The organism is Methanolobus zinderi (assembly GCF_013388255.1).
GTDB classification, from domain to species: Archaea; Halobacteriota; Methanosarcinia; order Methanosarcinales; family Methanosarcinaceae; genus Methanolobus; species Methanolobus zinderi.
This window is the reverse complement of the sequence record NZ_CP058215.1, coordinates 2,155,305-2,181,592: the sequence shown is the minus strand read 5'-3', so window position 1 is coordinate 2,181,592 and position 26,288 is coordinate 2,155,305. Positions and strand designations below refer to the sequence as shown.

Below are 26,288 nucleotides of genomic sequence, written 5' to 3'. Positions count from 1 at the left end.
GCTTTCAGGGATACTTATTACCCTCATAAGCAAAATAAACTCAGGAGTAAAATCTCTCTTATGGATGAAAGATTCGAATATCTGGAACATACGGCTGATGCAAAGTTCAGGGCATATGGCAAAACACTCGAGGAAGCCTTTGAGAACGCAGCTTTTGCCATGTTCAATGTAATGATAGACACCGACACCGTGGAGAATAAAGTCTCACAGGAGATCGAGCTGAGCTCGGAGGACATCGAAGCTCTTCTTTTCAACTGGCTCTCGGAACTCCTCTTCGTATTCGAGGTCGAGACAATGGTATTCGGTAACTTCATTGTTGACAGGGTGGAAGAGGACAACGGAGGCTGCCGAATATACGCAAAAGCTATTGGTGAGGATATCGACCTTTCCAGACATAAGTTTGATACCGAGGTCAAGGCCGCAACCTACAACGACATGAAGGTCGAGAAAACACCACAGGGCTGGATGATACAGGCAACGGTGGATACCTGAGATATAACATTGATCTTTTTCAATTCAGGTTATGATATCTGCCGTCAGTGTCTGTCTTCTGTTCACATAGGTTTTTACTTGAGATATCATCAACACATTCATACGTACACAATCATATAGTTCGGCTTATAGATTTCATCACAGAGGAAAAATCAGATGTCAGATGAGAATGAAACTTCGGTCTTCGATGTGCTCAAACGTATCAGTGATAATGAATGGGAGGTGCCCGTAGGATTCAAACCGGGGATGAACGTTCCCGGCCGCATCTTTGTCTCGGAGTCGCTTCTTAATATGCTTGAAATGGAAACTCTCGGGCAGGTGGCGAATGTAGCCACCCTGCCGGGGATACAGAAATACTCCATGGCCATGCCGGATGCACACCTTGGTTATGGTTTTTCCATCGGCGGTGTTGCTGCATTCGATAAGGAGACCGGCATAATAAGTCCAGGTGGAGTAGGTTTTGATATCAATTGCGGAGTGCGGCTCATAAGATCCAATTTATCCGAGCAGGATGTACGTCCGAAGCTCTCAGAACTGCTGGATGACCTCTTCAAGGCGATTCCCACAGGTGTGGGATCCAAGAGCAGGCTCAGGGTTACGGATGCCGAGCTGGAAGACATCTTCGTGCATGGTGTACAGTGGGCGGTGGAAAACGGTTACGGTGTAGAAGCGGATATCGCACATTGTGAGAGTAAGGGACAGATGCCGGGAGCCGATCCGTCCAAGGTAAGTGCAAAGGCCCGCAAACGCGGAAGACCTCAGATAGGAACCCTGGGAAGTGGAAATCATTTCCTTGAGGTCCAGTATATCGATAAGATATATGATGAAGAGGCTGCTGCTGCCATGGGACTCAAGGAAGGACAGGTCACTTTCATGGTACATTGCGGCTCACGCGGTGCGGGTCACCAGATATGTACCGATCACTTGCAGATACTTACCAGCGCTTCGAAAAAATATAACATATCCCTCCCTGACAGGCAGCTTGCATGTGCTCCGGCCCAGTCCCAGGAAGCACAGGATTATTTCAAAGCAATGGTGTGTGCGGCCAACTATGCGTGGGTCAACAGGCATGTGATCATGCACTGGGCCCGCGAGATATTCGAGAGCCACTTTGCAAATGACTTCTGTGATCTTGGTCTTGACCTTGTCTATGATGTGGCACACAATATCGCCAAGCTTGAAGAGCATAAGATCGACGGAAAGAACACCGAGGTGTACGTACACAGGAAAGGAGCCACACGTGCGTTCCCGCCGGGCCATCCTGACCTGCCCGAAGATTATCTTGATCTGGGCCAGCCAGTCCTGATACCCGGAAGTATGGGAACACCTTCTTATGTGCTGTGCAGCACGAAGGATTCCATGGAGATCAGCTTTGGCAGTGCATGTCATGGTGCAGGCCGTGTCATGAGTCGCAAACATGCCAAAAAGGAGTTGCGTGGTGAGGACATACGCGATGAGTTAAGCTCCAGGGGTATACAGGTCAGGGCCACACAACCCTCGCTGATAGCTGAAGAAGCACCGGCGGTCTATAAATCCAGCAGTGAAGTAGTGGATGTAGTTCATGATCTTGGTATTGCCAGGAAGGTTGCCAGGCTCCTGCCAATGGGAGTTATAAAAGGCTAAACCTCTCTTCTTTTCTTCATTTTTCTCTTCTAAAAACAAGGAAAGCAAAAAAAGAGACTTTGCAGTCCCTGTAATTTAAAACCAGTAAGAATGAGCAATGAGGAAGCGGGATATGTTTGAGGGGATGAATGGTTTTGCTTGGTTACAGTTACTATACCTTTGAATACAGCTACAAGCAGTTAGCCCGCTTCCTCAGCTTATAATTAGTCATTATTATATATAAATCTGTTCGATATTCTTTAAATACGATTTTTGTACCTGTCCGGGATATTCTCTCCCACGGACCGCTATCAATTTAATGCTTATCCATTATTTAGCATCTATGCCAGATATCGAGAAAAATCTTAAAAGAGTACGTGTTATGGCGGACTTCCAGTTTGGAAAAGGCTGTGGAAATGCCCTTTTCCCGGATGATGTCACTTTCAGGCTTTCAAAGACCAAACGAGTACGGCAGGTCTTTAAGGAAGATGAGCACATCGCAACAGTCAGGGCAAAGGACGGTATGCTAACCCTTGGTATGGAAGGTGCCCGTGCGCTTCATGATTATTTCCCTGCACCTGCAAGGCGTGTTGTTATTTGTGAGGATGCGGTGCCCTTTGTGGCAAATGGTAAGACCACTTTTGCCAAACATGTCCTGTCCCTTGATCCTGAACTTCGTGCAGGTGACGAGGTGGTGGTTGTAAGCGAATCCGATGACTTGCTTGCAACAGGCCAGTTGCTTTTCTCTCCGGGTGAGGTTGCTGATCTGGACAGAGGGGCGGCTGTTGATGTCAGACGTGGCAGGGACCAGTCATAATATAAATAACAAACAAGATGTTTAAAGGATAAAATTAAAATAATATCAAGCCGATAAAAATGGACAATAGCAGCGATGCCTTCAAAAAAAACTAATCCGTCTCCGGAGCGTGAGAATATAGAAGAGGAGTTTTTCAAAACTTTTATCGTTCCGGATAAAACCAGAATGGAAGAACATACGATAGTGGTAGACGGAGACATCATTATCGGTAACCATTCTGATATCAGGTACGGTGTGATCTCAAATTCTTCCATACTGGGAGAAAGGGTTCAGCTTGCCGGTGATCTCATATCAAGATCTGATGTCAGGGTCGATATCTGGTCACAGATCGGGGGGAACGTCAAGACCGATGCAAACGCCTATATCGGTGAGTTCGTTTCCATAGATGGTAAGCTTGTTGTAAAAGGTGACCTCGATATTGGCAATGATGTCAAGATCAATGGCGGTTTCGAGGCAAAGGGCTGGATTGTTGTACGTAACCCTATTCCGGTCATAGTCTATCTCTTCCTCTACATCAGTGAACTCTTAAGACTTGGTAAGGACGAAGAGGTTGAGAAGGCATTGGAAGATCTCTTTGATGATGAAGAGCTTGAGTCCATCGGTGTTAACAGCATGATAGTCCCGAATGGTTCCAAGATCTCCATGGACGCTATCAGGGTGCCTTCAAAGGCGGTTATCGGAAGCGATTGCCGGCTGGTTGGTAACATCCGTGCCACCTCACTGGAAATGGCTGACGCTACCACCCTTTACGGAAGTATCCGTACCATCCAGGACGTAAGACTGGGTCAGAAGAATATTATTCACGGGAATATCGTTTCCAGGGGTACGGTCTACATTGCAGAAGAGACTCATATACTGGGTGAGATCAATGCCCAGTCGATAAAGATACATGAGAGCGCACGTGTTGACGGTGTCATGCGCGCACCTGACGGAATAGTGTTCGAAAGAGAGGAAGAAGAGGTTCTGAACGAAAAAGAACTGATGGAACTGAATGTTTGAAAAATGTTGAGATACCGATATTAAAAATGCATCTGAGGGGATGGTTATGAATTCGATTGGAGTATTCAACTTTCTGGATTTTGCGACCAGACTGGGTATTGTTGTGGTCGCGCTATTAATTTCCAACTTACTGGTAAGGATCGACGCGGATGTGATCCGCTCACGAATATACGTTTCTTTTAGCAAGATTAAAAGGTACTTCTTACTTATGACGATCGGTTTTCTGCTGTATCTGTCCGAGGCTTACGTCAGCATCAGTGAACCGGTTGCAGTGGCAAGCGGGCAGTATAATACGTTTACGGGAATCGCGCTTGCAACATTTCAGGCACTGGTCCTGGTCTTCCTTGTGAATCTCTATGTTGCCATAAGGGTTCCTGACAAAAGGATTCTCTGATTTTGGGACCTTTTTTTCTTCTCTTTTTCTGGTCTGCTTATTTTCCGGCAGTAAAATCTTTGTACTTTTCCTGAATTTCAATAGCCAGCTTTAATAGTTTAATTCAATATTATAGTCCACAGGGTGTTTACATGACAGAGAATATTACCTCACAATCACCGGATCATGAATCTATTATCAAAAAGGACGCTGAATACGTCATGCAGAACTACGGCCGCTATGATATCGTACTTGAAAGCGGGAAGGGCTGTATTGTACGCGACATCAACGGCAGGGAATACATCGATTGTGTTGCGGGAATAGCTGTAAACAATATAGGTCACTGCCACCCCAAACTTGTGGCAGCTATCAAAGAACAGGCCGGGAAGCTGATTCACGTTTCCAATCTATACTATACAGCAGTTCAGGCCGAACTTGCTAAGGAGCTTGCAGGTATCACAGGTATGTCACGGGTATTCTTCTGCAATTCGGGAACCGAGGCGGTTGAAGCTGCCATGAAACTTGCACGTGTGACCACCGGCAAGACCGATTTTGTGGCGGTGGAGAAATCGTTCCACGGCAGGACCATGGGATCACTTTCGGTGACCTATAAGGATATCTACCGCAACCCTTTCAAACCGCTGGTCCAGGAAGAGAAGTTTGTCCCATACGATGACGCCGGGGCTCTTGCCGATGCGATAACAGAAAATACCGCGGCTGTGATAGTGGAACCGATACAGGGAGAAGGCGGTATCAATGTACCGTCCGACGAGTATCTTCAGGAGGTCCGCAGGATATGTGACGAGACTGATACCCTGCTTATCTTTGACGAGGTACAGACAGGTTTTGGACGTACTGGGAAATGGTTCTGCAAGGAACACTCCGGTGTTAAGCCGGATATCATGACAATGGCAAAGGCAATGGGTGGAGGCTTCCCCATGGGTGCCATTGCCGCGCGTGACGGCATTTCGTTTGACAGGGGTCAGCATGCGGCAACCTTTGGCGGCAGCCCTCTGGCATGTGCTGCAGCCCTGGCATCCATTGAGGTCATCCGTGAAGAAAATCTTCTCAGGAACTCTCAGGAAATGGGTGAGTATTTCATGGACCGTCTCAGGAACATGTCTCTGGACGGTGTTGTGGAGGTTCGCGGACGCGGACTTATGATAGGTGTCGAACTTGATCGCAAGTGTGCGGACATTGTAGAGTCCTGCATGAAAAAGGGTGTGCTTCTAAACTGCACCTCGGAAAAAGTGCTGCGTATAGCTCCTCCTCTTACAATTAGCAAAGAGCAGATCGATGCGGTGGTGGATGTGCTTGAGCAGGCCTGAGCTGATAAAACCGGAAATTGCCAACATAGCTGAATATGTACCTGGTAAATCCATTGAGGATATCGCCCGCAAATACGGTCTTGATCCGGCTTCCATCATAAAACTTGGTTCAAATGAGAATGTACTGGGACCTTCTCCTGAAGCCATCAAGGCCATCAGAGATCATGCCGGAAAAGTGAATATCTACCCATCGGCAGACGCATCCGAGCTTGTGGATGCCATCTCCGAATACACGGGCTTCCCTGCAGAGAACATATGTGCCGCAGGTCCGGGGATGGACGGTCTGCTGGACAACCTTATGAGATTACTGATTTCACCGGGTGACGAGATCATCCTCCCGATCCCTACATTCTCCTATTATGAGGTTGCAGCCCGCGCAAACGGAGCGGTAGCTGTTCATGTGAATCTGGGGGAGGATTTTGTACTGGATGCCGATGTGATAATTGAAGCCGAATCATCAGGTACGAAGATAATATTCCTGTGCTCGCCTAACAACCCGACCGGCAAACAAATTCCAGAGGCCGATCTGCGCCGTATACTGGAACACACAAAGGGTCTGGTCTTTGTGGACGAGGCCTATGTGGAGTTTGCAGACCGCAACTATGCCGATCTTGTGAACGAGTATGACAACCTTATCATCGGACGAACACTGTCCAAGGCATTCGGACTTGCCGGCATGAGGCTGGGTTATGGTATTATGCCTGCATGGATCAAGCAAGAGTACATGAAGATAGCAACACCCTTTAACATCAGTGTTCCGTCCATTGCAGCAGGTGTTGCGGCATTATCTGAAAACGATCACCTGGAAAAAAGCATTCTCTGTGCCAGGGAAGGGCGCGATTATCTTGCAGAACATATTCCTTTCCGGGTCTACGGCTCGCAGGCTAATTTCGTACTTGTGGATGTTGCACCCTTAAGATCAAAGGATGTTACTGAGAAGCTGTTGAAAAAGGGGATTATCGTCAGGGACTGCAGCTCTTTCAAAGGAGCCGGTGATTCTCTGATACGTGTGACCGTTGGCACAGGCGTGCAGAATGAAATGGTAGTCGAAGCATTCAAAGAAGTTGCAGCTCAGTCAGAGCTGTAAACTTTATCTATTTTCATAAGCGGGTAGTCAAGTTCCTGGTCGAATGCCAGACTCACATCAGCAAGTACTGATTCATATCTCATTGTGATTTTCACATCAAGCATACGGCCTTCCAGTTCGCAGTAGCCGAACTCATCATTCAGTCTGGAACGGATTATGTCCCTGTCGATGGAGACAGTTATGTCTTTGACAAAGGGTTGTACCGAAATGCTTTCCTGTATTGCGGTCTCAAGGCTCTCTACGGTCCTGAGATTGACGGGTGAGCCTGTGAACTGATGGTAGAGGGCTCCAAGCTTGATGCCTGCCTCAAATAATACGTTGTCTCTGTCTGTTATCATGTATGTATCCTTCATTTTTATACAGCCTTTTTTATTGCAGGTGATATCACGTATAGTAACATTATGCCCAGTAAAAGGCTTGCCATTAGATGCGTATAACTCAGGTTGACCGCATAGGACAGAATGGTTATTCCGAAGACCAATGCCACAGGTGTTACGATCTCTGGTTTTCTCGCTTTCATGTATGTGAACCTGCTGATCATGAGCAAGCCAATGACAAAAGCAAGCAGTATTGCCAGATAGCTGTTAAAGTAATTCTCGCCCGCCAGTACATATGCTGAGAGGATGATACCTCCTGCGGTAATCGGGAGTCCCCTGAAAGAGGGAAGACCCTGATGTGATGTATTGAACCTTGCCAGCCTGAGCATCCCGCAGAAAAAGTAAAAGCTGAGTGCTGTAAAAAGCAGATATCCTGCACTCTCGCCCGCAAACGAATAAAGGATAGCAGCGGGGGCAAGTCCGAATGAAACGATATCTGCGAGTGAATCAAGATTTGCTCCCAACTCGCTTCCTGAAAAAAGCCTTGAAAGATATCCGTCAACACCATCTGCCACAGCAGCCGCAAGTATCAGTATGGGGGCAAGATAGGTAAAGCCATCCTGGATCACAATTACTGCCAGCAGTCCACACAGTGAATTGAATAAGGTGACAATGTCGGCTAATTTCAAACTCCGTAAAATGTTTTTTCACTCCTCACAGTCTGTCGCCCTGGCGATCACCGTTAAGCCTGCAAACACCCTGTCACCGATCTCGCAGGCTATGTCAAAGTTCTCGGGGATCGTTACATCAACCCTTGACCCGAAACGTATCATTCCGAACCTCTCTCCCTGTGTCAGGTGATCCCCTTCCCTTACATATGAAACGATTCTTCTGGTAACAGTTCCCGCAATCTGTATGACTTCTACCAGCCCGTGTTCTGTCTCTATGAGCATATGACTGCGCTCGTTCCTGTCCGAATCCTTACAGAATGCAGGTATGTATCCTCCTTTCTTATGCACGATGGAGTGGATCTTTCCGTTAATGGGCACTCTGTTAACGTGGACATTCTGGAAATTCATGAAAATGCAGATCTTCCGTCCCCTGATGTCAACGATCTTTCCGTCGGCAGGTGCAAGCATGATCCTGTCACATTGGTCGACCTTTCTTTCAGGGTCCCGAAAAAAGAATAAAAAGAATATGGTAACGGCAATTCCAAGCAAGGCTATTTTATCCGTATGTGGCCAGCTTAAAAAAAAATGGGCAATGGTAGCGAATATACTGATAGTAACTGCAGTCACTATCCAGGGAGCCGAACCTTTTGCAAGCATCTAATTATTTCCTACGACTTTTTTTAATATATTCTGGATGCATTCGGTGACCAACAGCCATACTCCTTCGATGAGCTCTATAAGTTCCGGAAGGATACGCATGACCACATAAGCTATGGCAAAGAGTGCTATGCCGGATCCTATCTTCCCGATGGTGTGATGTGCGATCTCAAAGCTGTTAGGGCCGAACCATTGGTATCCGTAAGCAGCAATTACGAATACATCCCTTATTATATTTAAACCGTATATAACAGGTACGGAAACGAGGAATGCTTTTAAGTGTTTCTTCCATGGTGCATCCACAGAGATTATGAGCCCGATGAAAAGGGCGATACTCTCAATGGCAGTACAGGCAAGAATTATCTCTACTCTATACCCGTTAAGACCAATCTTGTTCCAGGCTGTCAGTTCCGCGGGCATGTTCAGCAGATGCATCGTCCAGAGTACGTTGTCCGTAACAAGGCCGATGATCCATACATTGAGGGATTCCATCTGTGCAAAGGGGAAGTAGAACAATGATCCAAGGGCTGTTGCGCTTGTTGCCATGGATGTTATGTCTGCTGACTTATTCTCCAGTATCTCCGGATGTCTGTACTCCCTGAACATAGTATATGATATCATCAGACAGAGTATACCTACGGTTATAACCAGCGCGACATTGAAGTAGTCATTGATCTCCAGGTAGTGCCCTGGCTGGATGAACCAGTGTATTGCAAAGAATACCCAGCCTGCCGCACCCAGCAGTTTGCGCCAATTCTTTTTTCTGGGTGTAAGCGCACTGGCAAGCATGAATGCCACAGCAACCCAAAGTACATTTTCTATCATTTACAAGCACCTTTAATAGGTATGCGCTCTATATATTTGATTTAGCGTATTAAGTTTTTGTTCCTATGTGCCCCGAAACACCAAAACTGACAGTTGATGCTGTGATCCTGTATGATGGCAGAATTGTCCTGATACGGCGTAAAAACCCTCCTTTTCAGGGAAAGTTTGCTTTGCCGGGTGGTTTTGTTGAAATAGGTGAGACCGTGGAAGCAGCGGTGGTACGGGAGGCTCTGGAGGAAACCGGGCTGTCGATAGAAATAGTTAAGTTACTTGGGGTATACTCTGACCCCCGGCGTGACCCAAGAGGACATACGGTAAGTGTGGTCTATCTGTCAGTCGGTAGTGGAGATCTCAAAGCAGGTTCAGATGCCAGTGGCGCACATCTCTTTGATATTTCGAATTTACCCGAAATGGCGTTTGACCACAATATGATATTAGAGCAGTCACAAGGTGAGATTGATGGAATTTTGTCCAAAATGTAAAAGTATGATGTTTCCGGTAAAAGGTGTCTCTCAGTGCAGGAAATGCGGTTATGTGAAAGAAAAGGAAGCCAAAGATGGATCACTGGTGTCCAGATCGGAGCGCTCCGACAGGGAAGTAACGGTCCTTGAAGGTGAGACCGCACAGGGTCTTCCGACAACATCAGTCAGGTGTGAGGAATGTGGCCATAACGTCGCATACTGGTGGCTTCGCCAGCTCAGGTCTGCTGATGAATCTGAAACACGTTTCTTCAAGTGTACCAAATGTGGAACTACCTGGCGTGAGTATGATTAATATATAATTACTGCACAATATAAGGGCAGGTTGCACAAACTTTCAGATTATTTTCACGAAAGCTTTTATTAGTAAATGTGTATAATGACCTAAAAATCAAATTTATTTGGCGGAGAATCCAGATGTTCAAGGCAACAATCGATGCAGATACACTTAAGAGTTCCATAGAGGCACTTTCAGTTCTTGTTGATGAGGCGAGGTTCAAAATATCTCCGGAAGGATTTACTGTCAGGGCGGTGGACCCTGCGAATGTGGCAATGGTCAGTTTTGAACTCGGTTCAAATGCCTTTGAAGAATTCGCTGCTGATGACAGTGAGATAGGCATGGACCTGTCCAAGATCAGCGACATTTTCGGCGTGGCAGGAAGAGATGACAAGGTAAGTATGGAACTTGATGAGATGTCGCAGAAGATGTCACTTCACGTTGGTGGCCTGTCTTATACCCTTGCATTGCTTGACCCGTCGACCGTCAGGGCAGAGCCCAGGATACCCCAGCTTGAGCTTCCGGCAGAGGTCGTATTAAACGGCAAGGATCTGCAGAGGGCCGTCAAGGCAGCGGAAAAAATTAGCGACCACATGTTACTGGGAGTTGAAGGCGATGCATTCTACATGGAAGCCGAAGGCGATACGGATCGTGTAAGGCTTGATATTCCACGTGACCAGCTCATAGATCTCAAGTCCGGTGAAGCACGTTCGCTCTTCTCACTGGATTATCTATCCGACATAGTCAAACCCGCATCAAAGTCCAATGAAGTAACAGTTGAGCTGGGTAAGGACTTCCCTGTCAAGATCGGTTTCACGATTGCCGGCGGTGAAGGCAGGATCGGATATCTACTTGCCCCACGTATCGAATCTGATTAAGGACATGGAACACAAGGACCTTGCACTATATCCTTACGTAAGCGAGGCTTCCGGTTATGTGGCAAGCCTTGATTTCTCCCTTGACAGGCTGATATCCTCAAGGGCCATGGATTCGGCACGCCTGCGCGGCAAGGAAAGGGTGCTGCAGGCAATTGAGGGCGATATTCTCAAACCCGGTCTTATGAGTTCCGATGATCGTAAGATACTCATCGAGCTCCTTTCCTATCCTTTCTCACGTATACTTGTCTCATGCGTGGACGATTCTTTTCTGACCAGGAGATATGCTCTTGCAGAAGCTGTCTCCTCATACAAATCACTGAAAGGCAGGGAGCCTGCTTTTCTCAGGGAGTTCTCTCTTGAATTCGATATACAGGCGCAATCCGATGATTCCGGTTTCAGGATGCATTTCACGGATTACATCAGGCTTGCAAGTACCCTGAAGGCAAGCGAATGGAAACTGGTGAACCGCAAACTGGATCATGGCTATGTAAAGGTCTCAAAGGATGAATTTGCACGTCTGCTCCAGGAAGGTATCAAAAACCGAATCGAAGGTAGCCTACCTGTATCAGTCCCGGAGGACATACAGCATGCATGTGAGCCCTATCTCGAAGAGATAAAGACCGCGCTTCATGAACGCAAGAGTACCTTCGGGGACGGTACGGAATTCGGTACTGTGGAAAGCGGCCTGTTTCCACCATGTGTTATCTATGCAGTATCACAGACACAGGCAGGTGTCAACCTTGCCCATTCCATGAGGTTTGCAATGACGTCCTTTTTGCTCACTGTGGGTATGTCGGTGGATGATATCATGAACCTTTTTACCACATCTCCTGATTTCGACGAGGAAAAGGCGAGATACCAGGTTGAACATATCGCCGGTGCATCGGGGACAAATTACAAACCACCTTCATGTTCAACAATGAAGACCTACGGCAACTGCTATGCCCCGGACGAGCACTGCAAAAAGGTCAAGCATCCTCTGGGATATTACAGGCGCAAGCTCTGGTTTAAGAACAGGGATGCACAAAAAAATAAAGCAAAGGCACCATCAAAGACTGATGACGCCAAAACCGGATCTAAACCTGATTCTTAACTTCGTTTGTATTCCCTGCATCGGTCAACAAAGCTCTTAACCGGGAATGAGGCAGGGTGTGCATGTGTATAACTTGCCAGTGAGTTGTGTTCGGTGATACAGTCCATACCATCCACGATCCCCTTTCCGCGCTTCATCTCATAGATCAGCTTTGCATCTTTATCACAATATGTGGCTGAATAGTGGAATTCATGTCCCCTGATGGTTCCCCTGATAAAGTCTCCCTTTGCCGTACCCTCGGTGTAGCCAAGAGCCTGAAGCTTTTTTGTCATCACAGTTTCCGCAGGGAATAGGTCTGCCATCTTGTAAACGGTATCCTCTATTTCATAAGATGTTGAAAGGTATTGAAGTCCTCCGCACTCTCCATAGATGGGCATGCCGTCGGTAGAGAGATCTTTCAGGGACTTTGTTGTCTTTGAGCTTTCCAGCTCTGCCATGTGAAGTTCCGGATATCCGCCACCAAAGTACATGCCATCCACATCCGGTACTTCTCCCTCCATGGGGCTGAAGAAGACAACTTCTGCTCCGGCCTGCCTGAAAGCATCGAACATATCCTGATAGTAGAAACAAAATGCGGAATCATATGCGATACCTACCTTCACCCTGTCATCAGAAGGAGTTTCCTCCACAGTTGCATCCCCCATATCCGGGGCACTTTCCGCAATGGAGATTATTGCGTCAAGATCGATATTCTCCTCGATAAAATCTGCCAGTCCTGAGGCATCAAATTCCTGCTCATGTGCCATGTAGAGGCCAAGATGGCGTGAAGGTACGGTTACGTCCTGGTTGCGTGGGAGTGTGCCCACAACAGGGATGTCCTGAATGGAATCAATGATCATCTGTGAGTGTCTCGGGCTGCCTACCTTGTTAAGGATCACTCCTGCAACATTTACATCCTTATCATATTCGGAAAATCCCTTAACCATTGCAGCGGCACTTCTGGACATGCCGTGGACATTGACCACCAGGATCACGGGCACATCTAGTGATTTTGCAACGTGTGCGGAGCTCGCTGTCTCTGTGGCTCCCATGCCGTCGAAGAGCCCCATGACTCCCTCTATCACATTGATGTCCGCATTACTGGAGTATCTGGAAAAAGTGTTTCTCACCCCGTCAACCTGCATCATGAAGGTATCGAGGTTCCTTGAGGGTTTACCGCATATTGCGGTGTGGTATGTGGGGTCGATGTAATCAGGTCCCACTTTGAAAGGTTGTACTTCCATCTGTCTTTTTTTCAGGGCCGCCATTATTCCCATGGACACAGTGGTTTTTCCGACACCACTGTTCGTTCCTGCAAGTAGTACAGCTTTTGTCATGCAGGTTAGTTTGTCCAGTTTGTATATATGTATTGTTCCTGTCCCTATTCAAAATAGTTAAATAAGCGCAGCCTATCTACGTACTATGAATTCATCCGTGGCATGCACCACTCTGACGGATCCGTTCGGACGAACGGTCAGAAGTCTGAGAATGTCCATTACTAACAGGTGTAATCTCAACTGTATTTACTGTCACAACGAAGGAGATCCGGGCAGTGTACGGGAGATGTCGGTTGATACAATTGTAAACATTGTACGGGCGGCTGCGGATTTTGGTGTCGACCGTCTCAAGATATCCGGAGGGGAACCTCTCCTCAGGAAAGACCTTGAGGAGATCCTTGCCGCACTGCCACCGCTTAAGGATGTATCTCTGACCACAAACGCAATTTTGCTAAAGGACAGGGCACAGTCTTTAAAAGATGCCGGGCTGGACCGGGTGAACGTGAGCCTGGATACACTCGACCCTGCAAAGTTTCGCATGATCACAAACTGCAAAAAGGACGTTCTCGGTCAGATACTCGAAGGCATAGAGGAAGCCGTCCGTGTGGGCCTGAAGCCTGTTAAGGTGAATATGGTGCTCCTGAAGGACCTCAACGAGACGGAAATCGAGGATATGCTTGAATTCACGGGGAAGTTCAAGGGAGATGTCATACTGCAACTGATCGAGCTTATGGATTTCAAGGATGTTGCAGAGTTCCACGTTGATGCCGATAAGGTCGAGGATGAACTGCTTGACCGTGCCAGCGATGTCAAAGTACGCAGGATGCATCACAGGAAAAAATACATAATCAATGGTGCAGAAGTGGAATTCGTACGCCCCATTGACAATACGGAATTCTGTGCTAACTGCAACAGGTTACGTGTCACAGCGGAAGGCAAGCTCAAACCCTGTCTGCTTGTGAACAATAATCTGGTGGATGTTTCGGGTGCAAATCCGGAAGAACTGCCGGGCTTGCTGCAGCGTGCAGTGAGCAGAAGAGTGCCTTTTTACACAGAGAGGAGAGATAAAAATGGAAGTTGAACTGACAGTTGACGGTAAAAACATAGAGATAAATCGTTTTGTACAGGATATCCTGGGAAGTACTGTAGTCGGTGCCACAGGAACTCTGCGCGGAGTCGAGGATGACTGCACAGAGATTGTTCTGAAAATAAAGAAATAAATTTTGTCTTTTTCTTTACCTTAATCTTTTATCGACATACTCCTGTTCATAGCAGATGCTCTATCTCCGAGAAGCCAATGGGGGATGTGGCATCCAGTGAGATCGGTGTTACGGATATGTGTCCCTTGCTGACAAGTGCATCAACATCGGTACCCTCTTCGTCTTCATTTATCAGGTCGCCTGCTATCCAGTAGTACGGTCTGCCCCTGGGATCGTGTCTTTCCTCCACATCGGTCCTGAACAGCTTCCTGGAAAGACGCGTGATCTCGATTTCAGTATCTTCTTCTACATGATAGGGCAGGTTGACGTTTAACAGATCCACGTTTTGGGGAAGGCCGTGCTTAATGATTTTCCTGGCTATCCTGTTGACTACCTTGATCCCGACTTCAAAGTCATGCTGATAATCTCTGTGATCATCGAACTTGTCGCCTTCCTCTTTCACCTGAACAGATGCCGCAATTGCGGGTATGCCGTAACTTGCACCCTCGAGTGCCGCACCTATGGTGCCGGAGGTGGTTATTGTATCTGTGCTGATATTCTCTCCGATATTGAAACCTGAAAGTATGAGGTCGGGTTTTTCCTTCATTATTGTGAACATGCCTATGATCACAGAGTCCGTGGGTGTTCCGCCAACCGCGTTCACCTCGACTCCGTCTATTCTGGTCGTCGTCACCCTGAGTGGTTCAAAAATAGATATTGAGCGTCCCACACCACTTTGCTGCATAATGGGTGCGGACACGGTAACATCCCCCAGGTCCGCAACGCTCCTGTAAGCAGCCCTTATGCCTGCGGAATATACGCCATCGTCATTGGTAAGAAGGATCTTTCTGGACATGGCCTACTCTTTGTAGGTTAAAGTTTTAAAGCTAATGGCTAAAATAAAAAAAGCTAAGAGCAAAATCCCGGTGATCACACGTTTGCAAAGATCCTTTTCCTTTCTTTGGAAATGATCTCCTGGTCAGAACCTTCCGGTAATTCCGAGAGGGCTTTGACCTGCTCGATGACCTCAATGTCTTCGCTCATGCTGTCAAGTTGTTCTATTATATCAACAACCGCCTCATTCTGTTCTTCACTGAGGCATTTGTTGTCCCTTGCAATTTCAAGCAATAAGGAAGCATCATCAAGCACCTGGGCAAGTATTGTCCTGTCCATATACTCTCTTGCAAGGTCTGAATCCTTTCCTTTTAATGTTTCATTGAACTCATTCAACTGAGTCTCAAAAAGTCCTATGTCGTAGTGTGAGCTCCTGAAAATCTTCCTAACATAGTCTTCCCTGTAAACCTGTTTGGAATTCTTCAAGACTTTCAGGAGTTTTTTGTAGTCCATTCTCTCTCGTCCTGTTGCAGACCTCGTCCATATGCCTGCAGTTTTTCCCGTGCTAGAACAAATTAACGTTTGTCAGCTACTTTTTTTCTGAGATTCAGATTGGTCTCAGCTTCAAGGGGAGCAGGTGCAATAAGTTTCAATGCGTCATACATCTCAGTGAACTGGCCACCGTTAACGTCATATTCGCCTTCAAGATCTATACCGTATTCTTCTCTGTTTTCTTCGACGATGGGATCACACAGGTATACCTGTAAATTACCACCAGCATCCATGAAAACCGAAGGTCTTGCCCCTGAGTTGTTGTACTCTTCGACCAAACCTCTAAATACAAATGACATATATCGCATTGATTCCATCGGTCATCACCATTTATGCTAGTTTCTGAGCATCTATTTAAACATAATGTACTCGATTTTTTGAGTATGTAGTTTTATGGACAGTTCTATGTTCATAGCATGGCGATAAAAAATCCTCAAAAAATTAATAAACGCACACAATTGACATTATTTATCATGTATATTTATATTGACTATTATATTTTATTGGTTGGCAGATTTTCGGCAAATTTCTATAAGAAACATTTTTAATCATTGGGGCATACTTGGAAGAATAAATTTCATCAAATGATCATCTAGTTGGAATAATTATGCTTGAGGATGAATATCAGCTTGACTTTTTCTATGAAAACGGCTTTATTCGTAAGCAGTGTTCAAAATGCGGTAAATTCTTCTGGACACGGGACCTTGACAGGAATACCTGCGGCGACGCTCCCTGTGATCCATATAGCTTCATAGGTAATCCGGTTTTCAAGAAAAAGTTCGACCTCGCAGAGATGAGGGAATATTATCTTAGTTTTTTCGAAGAAAGAGGCCATACCAGACTGGAAAGATATCCTGTCGTGGCCAGGTGGAGAGACGACATATACCTGACAATCGCATCAATTGCCGATTTCCAGCCATTCGTCACTTCCGGACAGGTACGCCCTCCGGCAAATCCACTGACGATCTCACAGCCATGTATCCGTCTTTCAGACCTTGATGCAGTGGGCAGGAGCGGTCGTCATCTGACCACATTCGAGATGATGGCGCATCATGCCTTCAATAAGAAGGATGAGGTAATTTACTGGAAGGATCACACGCTGGAGCTCTGTGACGAGCTCTTCAACTCCCTTGGTGTGGATCCGCTGGCTGTGACCTATAAGGAGGAACCCTGGGCGGGCGGAGGCAATGCCGGTCCGTGTGTTGAGGCACTTGTAGGTGGTCTTGAAGTAGCAACACTTGTGTTCATGGACCTTGAGCAGTCAAAGGAAGGCAATATTGAGATCAAGGGTGACAAATACCAGAAGATGGATAATTATATCGTTGATACGGGATACGGGCTGGAGAGGTTCGTGTGGGCTTCACAGGGCTCGCCAACCATATATGATGCTGTTTTCCCGAATATTGTCAATGAGCTTATGGAACTTGCGGGGCTTGAACATGAGCTGGACAATACCGAATACTCCAATATCCTTGCCCAGAATGCCCGCCTTGCGGGACTCATGGATGTAAGCGAAAAGGCAAATCTCTTTGAGTTGCGCAAACAGGTTGCGTCCAGTATCGGTATCACCGTGGACAAGCTTTCAGCCATTATGGAGCCAGTGGAGAACATATACGCCATTACCGATCATAGCCGCTGTCTGACCTTCATGCTGGCAGACGGCATCATACCTTCTAATGTGAAGGCAGGATATCTCGCGCGTCTGGTGCTGCGCAGGACCCTGAGGATGATGGATGAGATGGATATCAGGATCCCTCTGTCCGAGATCGTTGAGATGCACATCAACAACCTGCCGGAGTATCCTGAATTCAGCGAGAAACTGGATGTAATACAGGACATACTGGAACATGAGGAAAAGAAATTCTCGGAGACCCTTGATCGTGGAAGACGTATGATCCAGAAGTCTGCAAAGCACTATAAGTCTGCAGGTGAGAAAATACCCCTTGATACTGTTGTCGAGATGTACGACAGCCACGGTATTCCTCCGGAGATCTCAAAGGAGGTCGCATCAGAGATGGGTGTGGAGACCGAGCTCCCGGATAACTTCTATTCACTGGTGGCAGAGGGTCACAGCAAGGCAGAGGCCAAGGAGGAGAAGGTTTTCCCTTATGCTGCCAAGGTCGAGAAACTCCCGGAGACAAAACGTCTCTTCTATGACGAGCCAACGCGTCTTGAGTTCGAGGCAGTGGTACTGGATATTTTTGACAACCATCTTGTACTTGACAGTACCCTCTTCTATCCGGAAGGTGGCGGACAGCCCGCAGACCATGGTACAATAACAGTTTATGACAATGTATTGAACGTCATAGACGTCCAGGTCGTGGATGGTGTCGTGGTCCACACTTTCGATGGTGTCGTGGATGAGCTTCAGCTGCGCAAAGGTGACATGGTCGTCGGCAAGGTTAACGAAGATAGAAGGATGGCCCATGCATGCCATCACACTGCCACTCACATTGTGAACGATGCAGCCAGAAAGGTACTCGGTGATCATGTCTGGCAGACAGGTGCACAGAAGACAGTTGACCGTGCCCGTCTTGATATATCTCACTATAAACGCATCACCCAGGATGAGCTCAACCAGATAGAACTCATAGCCAACCGCACGGTTATGGAGAACCAGCGCGTTACTGCTGAATGGATGGACCGTATCGATGCCGAGAAGAAATACGGCTTCAAGCTCTATCAGGGAGGTGTCCCTCCTGGCAACAGGATACGTGTGCTCAAGGTCGCGGATGATGTGGAGGCCTGCGGAGGTACACACTGTACAAGTACTGGTCTTGTAGGTCCCATCAAGATGCTCAAGACCGAGCGTATACAGGACGGTGTGGAACGTATAGAATATGCTGCCGGACTTGCGGCTGTCAGGGCCACACAGGAGATGGAGTCCTATCTGGATCAGTCTGCAGAAGCTCTGCGCGTACTTCCCGAACATCTTCCATCAACGATCGAGCGTTTCTTTGGCGAATGGAAGGAGTTCAAGAAAGAGAATGAAAGACTCAAGGACGAACTCGCGCATGCCCGTGTTGCAGGCATGGTAAATGACGCCCGGGATGTGGAAGGGCTGCGTGTTATAGCCAGTCTTATACCAAATGCGGATGCCGATGAACTGGTAAAGATCGCAGGCGAGCTCACACAGAACGGGGATGTCGTGGCTATACTTGCAAGTGATGGCGAAAGTGTCAAGATCGTAGCTGCTGCAGGTGACGATGCCCTCAAAGCCGGTGCCAATGCAGGCTCCATTGTGAGGGAAATGTCTAAAGTGGTCGGCGGCGGTGGCGGCGGTCGTCCGAACATGGCCCGTGGTGGCGGAACAGACTCGCAGAAAGTGGACGATTCACTGGAATGCGGTGTGTCGGTGTTAAAAGGTCAGTTAAAGGCTTTCTGAGAGGCGAATCATGATTCCAGGGGAGATAGAGCAGTTCTTTTCTTCCCAGTTCGGGAAGTCCCTGCTCGTAAAAGGCAAACCAGGTACCGGTAAAACCACATTCGTATTCGAAATACTGAATGAGCTCTGTCCCGAGGGGAACTGTGTCTACATATCTCCACGGATAGACAAAACTTCATCCTATGGCAAATTCCCGTGGATAGAGGGGGATTTCAGCAATAACGAGGATTTTCTCAGGATGCTTGCTTCCCGGATCAAGGTGATCTGGGAGTCCGGTGATTCAAAACCCATGATCGTGGTAGACTCCATTGACTCACTGAGCATTGCCACAACCAGATCGTCCCGATGGGAAGACAACAAGTTCGAGCTCGAGCGTCTGCTATCCGATTTTTCCAGAAAGGTGAATGCTGATCTTGTGCTCATAACCGAGCAGACAGAGGTCACATCACTTGATTATCTGGTTGACGGAGTGGTATCCCTTGAAGTTTCGGAGATCTATGATGCTGATATCCGTAAGATTCAGTTGCTAAAACTCCGTGGGGTTGAGATGTCCCAGTCGCGCTATGTTTTTACACTGGATGGCGGGAAGTTCACAAGTTTCGAACCCTTCAGGGTTTCCTATCCCAAAAATACCGCTGTTCCCGATGCTATTGCAGATCCCATGGAAAGCAAGATATCCACCGGCAGTCCCGATTTTGATGAGATACTCGGTGGCGGGTATCAGAAAGGCAGCTTCAACCTCTTTGAGATCACAAGTGGTGTCGGAGACTCATTCTACAGCCTTCTGCTTCCTACATTTATCAATCACCTGATCCTTGGCAGGGGTCTGTTAAGCATGCCCACGGAGGGTACCAGTGTTGAGACCGAAAAGAGGATGATCTCACCCTTTACCACAGGCCAGGATCTTGCAGGGCAGTTCAAGGGTTTTGAGATACGTGACCAGAAAGGTCGAATTCCTTCATACATCGCTGCTTTTTCAGGTAATGTATATAAAGACATGGATGTCTTCTATCAGTCAAAGAATGAGATGGTGCGACAGCATGGTTCTCCTCTTCTGGATTACATAGGGCTTGACAGCATGGAGTACAACTATGGCTGGGAGAACATTAGTCCTATCATAGGACAGATGGCATCGGTGACTAAAACTACTGATAATGTCGTGCTTGCTGTTACAAAACATGGCCAGAAGATAACCGATTCGGTGGCACATATGGCCACGACCCACTGGAAGTTCGAGAACGTTGACAAGACTCTTGTCATGTATGGTATTGTACCCAAAACAGGATTGTATGTGGCCCAGATGGATTTCAGTTCAGGCTATCCGCAGGTACGGATCACCCCGATCAAATAAAGCCTGTGCTTTTTTATATTAAACATCCCAAACATTAATAAGAAAATAGAACCAATATTGATAAAACAATATAAAGGTTAGGGATAATGGAAGATCGGACTGCTGAAATTCTGGCCACTTTAAGGAGTGAATTGGCAAACAAGACCTCTCTGTTCTTTGCCCCTGTAGACAGCTTTGTGGAACGTCTTGTCTATTTTCATGTCTATGATGTACTGACTAACAATGCTGACAGGAATGTGGTCTGGCTCTGTCTTAATTCTCCCAGGGATAAGGTCCTGAACAAATTCGGGGATTTCGGTCTGGATATCGATGGATTCATGGATCGTATCTGGTTCATTGACATTGAAATGCCAGGTACGGAGCCTCAGAAGAACACTCTTTACTGTAGCTCTGCGGCAGATTATACAAAGATGGCGTCACACATATCCAACCTTTTTGAGAAAAATCCCGGATCACTGCTTGTTATCGATAATATGAACGTTCTTGCAGGAGACACCATGCAGGTGGTCGAGAACTTCATGCAGTTTGTGGAGAAAAAGATACGTGAGAAGCAGGGCGGTATGGTTTCCATACTCCTGAAGGACATAGTTTCCGCTGATACGGAAATGCTTATCAAGTCATTCTTTGATGTCGTACTTGAAGCCACAAATATAGGTGAGGTGCATGCACAGGTCGGACTGAAGGATTTTGACTTTCTGTACACCGTGGAAGAGGGTTCTATCAAACTGGAATACTCCAGAAAGAAGATCAGAAGTGATAAACTGAAGATCCTTATCGTGGATGATGAACCTGATATTCCCGAACTTCTTAAACTCTCGCTTATAAACGAACCTTACGAGTTCCTGGTCGCCTACAACGGTGAACAGGCCATCGAAACCGCCCTGAAGGAAAAACCGGATCTTATACTGCTGGATATCATGATGCCTGATATGGACGGATATGAGGTTGTCGAGCAGCTTAAGGAAAGTAAAACCGCAAGTGATATACCTGTTATAATGATCTCCGCAAAGACCGCGGTCGAAGATAAGGTCAAGGGTATGGAACTTGGAATTGACGATTATATATCAAAACCATTCGACAAAAGGGAAGTTAAAGCCCGTATTAAGATGGTCATGAGAAGACTTGGATGGACAGAAGAGGATTAAATATATATTTAAAGAGTGTATTAGATTCTCATCTGGAAAGATCGTTTTCTCAGGAGTTATAAAAAATGTGTCCCAAAGTCATGGTCGTAGATGATGAGCCAGATACCATAGACCTTGTGAAACTTATTCTTGAATCTGAAGGCATAGATGTTATCGGGGCAAACAGTGGTTTTGAATGCCTGGAGTTCATAAAAGAAGAGCTACCTGATGCAATACTGCTCGATATAATGATGCCCGACATGAACGGATGGGAAACATTCCACAAGATAAAAGAGAATAATCCGGGTCTCCCGGTTGCCATGCTGACCGTAAAAAGCCAGGAATTCGACAAGATGCTGGGCCTGCATGTCATAAAAGCGGACGACTACATCACAAAACCATTCAGCAGAAAGGAACTGATAAAGAGGACCAGATCTCTGCTTGAAATGGATGGTCAGTAAGTTTACAGTGTCTCACATAATATGGCATTTTGTCCTTTGAGGAAAAGATGTGCTTTTCTGTCTCCTCTGAGTCCTTTTTCCAGACTGTTACGTATATCCCAGTATTCTTTCGGATCCACCGAAGCTCGTAACAATACGGTCCCGAAACCGTTCTCCTTAAGATATTTGTTGATTCGGCCTATGTCAAACGCCGGAGTGTTGAGCACTTTGTATCTGTTCTTGAACAATCGATGATCTATATCTTCCATTGATGTCAGGAAAATACGCTTTTTATCAATCGGGAAAACACCGATATCCTTTGCCTGTGTTTTTACTTCTCCGGCAAGCTCTGCAAGAAGTCCTGCCCTTTCAACCGATTCCTCCGGCTCATAGGCATACAGTGCCGGCTTACTGACCACCTGAATATCCGGGCTGTTAGTAGCGTCCGATTCGATCCTGGCTCCGGAAGGAAGTGCTATGGCTGATATCTCACATTTTTTCAGTTCCCCGAAATAGAGGTCCAGACGGTTCATCTTGCCATCCAGGGATAGGTATTCTTTCTCACAGTCAAAGGGAATCCTCCCTGGTGTAAGCTGAGGTGGGGCCTCGAAGACAAAGTTCGATGTCTTATCCCTGTAGGCATCCATTACTTCGGGAATCGAAGGCTGTAAACTATTGATATCACGCCTTTTTTCACTTGGTGGTCTTGCAGGGTCCGAGAAAACAACATCAAGCCTAGGTAAATTTTCTATAGCTTCAGGGGAAAGTGCATCGGCGCAGATGAATTCGACATTATCGATACCAAGTTGCCTGCAGTTTTTCCTGGCATACTCTATCTTTTTAGGGTCTATCTCTATTGCAAAGACCTTCTCGCATTCTTCTGCAAAATAGATCGTCTGCCCGCCGATCCCGCAACTGATGTCTGCGATGGTGTTGCATTTTAGGCGTTTGGCCCTGTATTTTGCAACATTTTCAGGAGTTGCGAATCGTTTTCCGTCTTTGTCGGAAAATAACCTGTGTTCGAATTTCTTCTTACGTGTCACTCTTATCTTTGAAGCAAAGGTATGTCAAATGATTTAAATCCACCTTCGCCTGCTTATTCGGTCCAACATTTTCATTCAATATTTTTATATAATATTGTACGTATATTGTAGTATCTATAGATATATCTAACAATAGCTATCTTTTATGAGAAACCATGTCCGGCTTGACTGATAAGATAAAAAAGGCAACTTCAGGCATCCTTGCTAAAAAAGGAAAGAAGAAGGGGAGTAGTTCTCCCTTTGCCTCCAACGAACCCCCTTTTATGGATAGTGTTCCTGATCTGGGTTCGGTTCCGGACCTGGGTTCAGGTATGCCTCCCGGGGGCCCGCCGGGTGCAAACGCTCCCTCAGGTCCGCCAGGCATGGCACCACCAGGTGCAGCTCCTCCGGGTGGTGCTCCGCCCGGTATGGGAGGTCCGGGTGGTTCCGGTCAGTCAGGCTCTTCTGAGAACAAGGAGGCCATCGAACTCAACGCCAAGAGGATCAAAGAGGTCGAATCGAAGGTTTCCAAAGCTGACGTAACACTTAGCATGGTGCAGCGTGAGAACGAAGAGATCAAAAAGACCGTGGACAAGATCGATCAGAGTGTACTCGAGTTACTTTCTCTCTATGAGATCGTGTCCAATCAGGTGAATCCCTTCGTGGGTGACGATGTGGCTTCCAGAGCCACGATAGAGAGGTTCGAGAAAGTGGAGAACAGGATCACTGAGATTGGTGATCTGCTGGTAGTCTTCAAGAACGATATGGATGCAATTGACCATAAATTGAACATGCCGGGTATCTCGCAGGAACTCGATTCCAAGATGCAGGATGTGGAATCCAAACTCACAGCCTTCGCCGATGCCATGGCCATGCTGCATGAGAGCATAGAGGGTCTCACCGCAAAAACAGAGGAACTCTCGAACAAGAACGAACTCATTGATCAGAATATACTGGAACTTGCGGAAACCACAAGCAGTATTTCCTTAAGGGTTGATGAGATCGAAAGGCAGGGTGTCCCCGTGACTCCGCAATCGGTATCTGGTGCCGGGGATGAGATTGTTGAGGATCTTACTGACAATGAGGGCGATGAAGATGCCCGGAAGGTCAAAAAGGACCTTGTTCCCATGGTGCGCCTTGAGAACATAAGGACCGACCCCACAAGCGTTGTCGTACTGCTCAACTGGATAGAATTCCTGATGGAGCGTGTGGGCAGGAATAATCTTATGGATGCACTGGATTATTATGTGGATATCGGCTGGATCAGCGAGGATGTGAGATCCGAGGTAATGGCCTATGCCCGTGGGATCGACTATTATGTGGAAAAACCTACATGGCGCCTGCTTCCTGAGGATCACACCAAGTCCCTGCTGTTTGTCGAACGCCTGTGCGGACGCAAGATCGACCGTAACATGCTAAGCTCCCTGGACCGGGAAATGTCAAAGGTGAAGCACGGACTGGAGGAACTTTATGGGATTTGAGGTTTCTGTGGTCGTTGTTATCCTTTTTATCTCCGCGGTCATTCTCGGGACTCTGTCCTATACGACCCTGACAACATCTGCTGAGATAGAAGCAGATGCATCTGCCCAGCAACACGAGATGCAGAGCAAAAGTCTGAACACTGATATTGAGATCGATAATGCCATTGCGGGTGTTTTCAATGGGACCTATGACCTTACGGTAACCATGACAAACACCGGAAGTGAAACCTTAAGCTTTGATAGGCTAAACATCCTGATCGACGGAAGTATCGAGGACTATGCCTTTTCCGACACCACTGTGACATGGGTCCCGGAGGAAACCCGCAACCTTACGGTTTCCGGCCTTGAGGGCACAGGAAGCCACCGGGTGAAAGTTGTGACTGAGAATGGTGTCGCCGATTATTCTACCTATATTGTTTGAAACCGGTAACTGTCTGGTATCAAATTTATATACCATTGTCAATATATAATAAATTCGATTATATTATCGAATATCATCAAATACCTTAGCAGACGGTAGCAAAGTATGAGGGATGAACACCAGGATGTAAGGCATTCGCTTTTCAAAGCTGAGAAGGCAGAGACGGCTGTAACTCATATGATATTCTTTATTGCAGCCATTATTATCGCAATGGGAGTCGTTACCGTACTCTCAGCCGATATCCAGTCTATGGTAGCCTCATCCTCTGTTAGCAGTAAGTTGCTCTCCGATCAGATGAGAACAGACATAACCATTGTCAATGACCCCTATGTCATTCCCTATGACTCCACCGGGAATTACTATACCTTCTATGCAAAGAACACAGGCAAGACCGAACTTGTACCCGAATTTGTAACGGTCATGGTAGATGGTGTCATGATAGAGTCAGCAAATGTCGATATGGATCTTCCCGATGGTGATGTCATATGGCGTCCAGGAGATGTTCTTATCATCAATGTCATAACAGATCCTTCTCCCCTGAACGAGGGTGACCATCGCATACTTGTTGCAGCCGAGAACGGAAAATCCGGTGGTATGAGCTTTATAACTTAATGGAGGAAAATGGCAAAGATCTATTCTTTTCAAGTAGCAAGAGACGAGCTCAACGATAAGCTTGGTGGAGGATTCCCGGCAGGCTCCCTTGTGGTGATAGAAGGAGGGAGCGGCGGTGGCAAGAGTTCGATCACCCAGCGGCTGGCATATGGTCTGAATGAGAATGAAGTGAGTGTTACCTTTGTCTCCACTCAACTGACAACAAAGGGTTTCATAAACCAGATGTATTCCATGGACTATCCGATAGCGCCTTTCCTTCTGAACGGTAACCTGCTGTACATTCCGGTAATTCCCCTTGTACAGGCTGCAAAATCACGTTTTGATTTCCTTGAGAGATTAATGGCTGCTGAAGAGCTCTTCGAGAAGAACGTGATAGTTATAGACACGATCTCATCTTTGATAAAATACAGTGCAAATACCGAAAAAAGCCTTGACCTGATATCCTTTTTTAAAAAGCTCAATGGTATGGGAAAGGTCATCATACTCACGATCGAGCCAAATCAGCTCAGTGAGGATATCGCTGCAATGTTCAGGTCGTCCTGTGACGTCTACATAACTCTCAAATCAAGGCCTCTGGGAAGTGAGGTAAAGCGTACGATTGTGGTCAACAAATTCACCGGGGCCAAGGGTCCGGTGGGTCAGATGATAGGTTTCAGGATAGAACCAAAGGTCGGGCTCGTTGTAGAGATAGCTTCGGTATCATGATTATTGAGGAA

The 26,288-nt window shown here is 46.8% G+C and carries 30 protein-coding genes; 21 read left to right on the top strand and 9 right to left on the bottom strand.

What is annotated here, in order from left to right; genetic code table 11:
- The first annotated feature begins 60 nt into the window (after positions 1-60).
- The 7 genes from HWN40_RS10745 (at position 61) to hisC (ending at position 6,698) form a co-directional block, all read left to right on the top strand.
- Positions 61-492, top strand: a complete 432-nt coding sequence (locus tag HWN40_RS10745) for an archease (protein WP_176965727.1) — start codon at positions 61-63, stop codon at positions 490-492.
- 156 nt (positions 493-648) lie between these two features.
- On the top strand, positions 649-2,115 hold the full coding sequence (locus tag HWN40_RS10740; protein ID WP_176965726.1) for an RtcB family protein: 1,467 nt from the start codon (positions 649-651) through the stop codon (positions 2,113-2,115).
- A gap of 322 nt (positions 2,116-2,437) precedes the next feature.
- Positions 2,438-2,911, top strand: coding sequence for a PUA domain-containing protein (locus tag HWN40_RS10735; RefSeq protein ID WP_246275905.1), 474 nt, complete (start codon positions 2,438-2,440; stop codon positions 2,909-2,911).
- A 75-nt stretch (positions 2,912-2,986) separates the two neighbouring features.
- The gene (locus tag HWN40_RS10730; protein WP_343044085.1) at positions 2,987-3,910 is read left to right on the top strand and encodes an acyltransferase; all 924 of its coding nucleotides are present in this window, start codon (positions 2,987-2,989) and stop codon (positions 3,908-3,910) included.
- A 46-nt stretch (positions 3,911-3,956) separates the two neighbouring features.
- The gene (locus HWN40_RS10725) at positions 3,957-4,304 is read left to right on the top strand and encodes a hypothetical protein (protein WP_176965725.1); all 348 of its coding nucleotides are present in this window, start codon (positions 3,957-3,959) and stop codon (positions 4,302-4,304) included.
- 131 nt (positions 4,305-4,435) lie between these two features.
- Positions 4,436-5,611 carry an acetylornithine transaminase gene (locus HWN40_RS10720; RefSeq protein WP_176965724.1) on the top strand — a complete coding sequence of 392 codons (1,176 nt, stop codon included), beginning with the start codon at positions 4,436-4,438 and terminating at the stop codon, positions 5,609-5,611.
- A complete protein-coding gene (gene hisC, locus HWN40_RS10715) occupies positions 5,592-6,698 on the top strand; it encodes a histidinol-phosphate transaminase (protein ID WP_425487354.1) in 1,107 nt (368 codons plus the stop codon). Before HWN40_RS10720 ends, hisC begins: the two co-directional genes overlap by 20 nt.
- On the opposite strand, the gene HWN40_RS10710 is transcribed toward hisC, so the two are convergent.
- From HWN40_RS10710 to artA, 4 genes are read right to left on the bottom strand one after another with little or no spacing between them, the layout of a single operon-like run.
- Positions 6,683-7,036, bottom strand: coding sequence for a dihydroneopterin aldolase family protein (locus HWN40_RS10710; protein ID WP_246275904.1), 354 nt, complete (start codon positions 7,034-7,036; stop codon positions 6,683-6,685). The genes hisC and HWN40_RS10710 overlap by 16 nt on opposite strands.
- Before the next feature lie 17 nt (positions 7,037-7,053).
- The gene (locus tag HWN40_RS10705; RefSeq protein ID WP_281361437.1) at positions 7,054-7,716 is read right to left on the bottom strand and encodes an archaetidylserine synthase; all 663 of its coding nucleotides are present in this window, start codon (positions 7,714-7,716) and stop codon (positions 7,054-7,056) included.
- 6 nt (positions 7,717-7,722) lie between these two features.
- Positions 7,723-8,343: a phosphatidylserine decarboxylase gene (locus tag HWN40_RS10700; protein WP_176965720.1), complete on the bottom strand. Its 621-nt coding sequence runs from the start codon at positions 8,341-8,343 to the stop codon at positions 7,723-7,725.
- Positions 8,344-9,168 carry an archaeosortase A gene (gene artA, locus HWN40_RS10695; RefSeq protein WP_176965719.1) on the bottom strand — a complete coding sequence of 275 codons (825 nt, stop codon included), beginning with the start codon at positions 9,166-9,168 and terminating at the stop codon, positions 8,344-8,346. It lies immediately after the preceding gene.
- 65 nt (positions 9,169-9,233) lie between these two features.
- Between artA and HWN40_RS10690 the strand changes: the two genes are divergently transcribed.
- The 4 genes from HWN40_RS10690 (at position 9,234) to priL (ending at position 11,895) form a co-directional block, all read left to right on the top strand.
- Positions 9,234-9,650, top strand: coding sequence for an NUDIX domain-containing protein (locus HWN40_RS10690; RefSeq protein WP_176965718.1), 417 nt, complete (start codon positions 9,234-9,236; stop codon positions 9,648-9,650).
- Entirely contained in the window at positions 9,628-9,942 is a 315-nt protein-coding gene (locus tag HWN40_RS10685; protein ID WP_176965717.1) for a transcription factor S, read from the top strand. The genes HWN40_RS10690 and HWN40_RS10685 overlap by 23 nt, the downstream gene beginning before the upstream one ends.
- A gap of 122 nt (positions 9,943-10,064) precedes the next feature.
- Positions 10,065-10,802, top strand: a complete 738-nt coding sequence (locus HWN40_RS10680; protein ID WP_176965716.1) for a DNA polymerase sliding clamp — start codon at positions 10,065-10,067, stop codon at positions 10,800-10,802.
- The gene (gene priL / locus HWN40_RS10675; protein WP_343044084.1) at positions 10,777-11,895 is read left to right on the top strand and encodes a DNA primase regulatory subunit PriL; all 1,119 of its coding nucleotides are present in this window, start codon (positions 10,777-10,779) and stop codon (positions 11,893-11,895) included. Before HWN40_RS10680 ends, priL begins: the two co-directional genes overlap by 26 nt.
- On the opposite strand, the gene HWN40_RS10670 is transcribed toward priL, so the two are convergent.
- Positions 11,892-13,211 (bottom strand): cobyrinic acid a,c-diamide synthase CobB, encoded by a 1,320-nt coding sequence (locus tag HWN40_RS10670; protein WP_176965714.1) that lies wholly within the window; start codon positions 13,209-13,211, stop codon positions 11,892-11,894. The genes priL and HWN40_RS10670 overlap by 4 nt on opposite strands.
- A gap of 85 nt (positions 13,212-13,296) precedes the next feature.
- On the opposite strand from HWN40_RS10670, the gene moaA reads away from it, so the two are divergent.
- The gene (moaA, locus tag HWN40_RS10665) at positions 13,297-14,232 is read left to right on the top strand and encodes a GTP 3',8-cyclase MoaA (RefSeq protein ID WP_176965713.1); all 936 of its coding nucleotides are present in this window, start codon (positions 13,297-13,299) and stop codon (positions 14,230-14,232) included.
- Positions 14,222-14,371: a hypothetical protein gene (locus HWN40_RS10660; protein ID WP_176965712.1), complete on the top strand. Its 150-nt coding sequence runs from the start codon at positions 14,222-14,224 to the stop codon at positions 14,369-14,371. The genes moaA and HWN40_RS10660 overlap by 11 nt, the downstream gene beginning before the upstream one ends.
- A 46-nt stretch (positions 14,372-14,417) precedes the next feature.
- On the opposite strand, the gene surE is transcribed toward HWN40_RS10660, so the two are convergent.
- The 3 genes from surE to HWN40_RS10645 form a co-directional block, all read right to left on the bottom strand.
- Positions 14,418-15,206: a 5'/3'-nucleotidase SurE gene (surE, locus tag HWN40_RS10655; protein WP_176965711.1), complete on the bottom strand. Its 789-nt coding sequence runs from the start codon at positions 15,204-15,206 to the stop codon at positions 14,418-14,420.
- Positions 15,207-15,280: 74 nt separating this feature from the next.
- Positions 15,281-15,697, bottom strand: coding sequence for a hypothetical protein (locus HWN40_RS10650; protein WP_176965710.1), 417 nt, complete (start codon positions 15,695-15,697; stop codon positions 15,281-15,283).
- Between the two features lie 62 nt (positions 15,698-15,759).
- On the bottom strand, positions 15,760-16,053 hold the full coding sequence (locus HWN40_RS10645) for a hypothetical protein (RefSeq protein WP_176965709.1): 294 nt from the start codon (positions 16,051-16,053) through the stop codon (positions 15,760-15,762).
- A 290-nt stretch (positions 16,054-16,343) separates the two neighbouring features.
- Here HWN40_RS10645 and alaS point away from each other — a divergent pair, with 290 nt between their 5' ends.
- The 4 genes from alaS (at position 16,344) to HWN40_RS10625 (ending at position 22,057) form a co-directional block, all read left to right on the top strand.
- Positions 16,344-19,121, top strand: a complete 2,778-nt coding sequence (gene alaS / locus HWN40_RS10640) for an alanine--tRNA ligase (protein ID WP_176965708.1) — start codon at positions 16,344-16,346, stop codon at positions 19,119-19,121.
- A 10-nt stretch (positions 19,122-19,131) separates the two neighbouring features.
- Complete coding sequence (gene gvpD / locus HWN40_RS10635; RefSeq protein WP_176965707.1) at positions 19,132-20,472, top strand: gas vesicle protein GvpD P-loop domain-containing protein; 1,341 nt, start codon at positions 19,132-19,134, stop codon at positions 20,470-20,472.
- Between the two features lie 86 nt (positions 20,473-20,558).
- A complete protein-coding gene (locus HWN40_RS10630) occupies positions 20,559-21,617 on the top strand; it encodes a response regulator transcription factor (protein WP_176965706.1) in 1,059 nt (352 codons plus the stop codon).
- A 65-nt stretch (positions 21,618-21,682) separates the two neighbouring features.
- Positions 21,683-22,057, top strand: a complete 375-nt coding sequence (locus tag HWN40_RS10625) for a response regulator transcription factor (protein ID WP_176965705.1) — start codon at positions 21,683-21,685, stop codon at positions 22,055-22,057.
- A gap of 2 nt (positions 22,058-22,059) precedes the next feature.
- Here HWN40_RS10625 and HWN40_RS10620 read toward each other — a convergent pair whose 3' ends face one another.
- The gene (locus HWN40_RS10620; protein ID WP_176965704.1) at positions 22,060-23,079 is read right to left on the bottom strand and encodes a methyltransferase domain-containing protein; all 1,020 of its coding nucleotides are present in this window, start codon (positions 23,077-23,079) and stop codon (positions 22,060-22,062) included.
- Between the two features lie 155 nt (positions 23,080-23,234).
- Between HWN40_RS10620 and HWN40_RS10615 the strand changes: the two genes are divergently transcribed.
- The 4 genes from HWN40_RS10615 to arlH all read left to right on the top strand — a co-directional run bounded on the left by HWN40_RS10615 (position 23,235) and on the right by arlH (position 26,277).
- Entirely contained in the window at positions 23,235-24,539 is a 1,305-nt protein-coding gene (locus HWN40_RS10615) for a FlaD/FlaE family flagellar protein (RefSeq protein WP_176965703.1), read from the top strand.
- On the top strand, positions 24,529-24,960 hold the full coding sequence (arlF, locus tag HWN40_RS10610; RefSeq protein ID WP_176965702.1) for an archaellum stator protein ArlF: 432 nt from the start codon (positions 24,529-24,531) through the stop codon (positions 24,958-24,960). The genes HWN40_RS10615 and arlF overlap by 11 nt, the downstream gene beginning before the upstream one ends.
- 105 nt (positions 24,961-25,065) lie before the next feature.
- Positions 25,066-25,572 carry a flagellar protein G gene (locus HWN40_RS10605; RefSeq protein ID WP_176965701.1) on the top strand — a complete coding sequence of 169 codons (507 nt, stop codon included), beginning with the start codon at positions 25,066-25,068 and terminating at the stop codon, positions 25,570-25,572.
- Positions 25,573-25,581: 9 nt separating this feature from the next.
- The gene (gene arlH, locus HWN40_RS10600; RefSeq protein WP_176965700.1) at positions 25,582-26,277 is read left to right on the top strand and encodes an archaellum protein ArlH; all 696 of its coding nucleotides are present in this window, start codon (positions 25,582-25,584) and stop codon (positions 26,275-26,277) included.
- Positions 26,278-26,288: the final 11 nt, after the last annotated feature.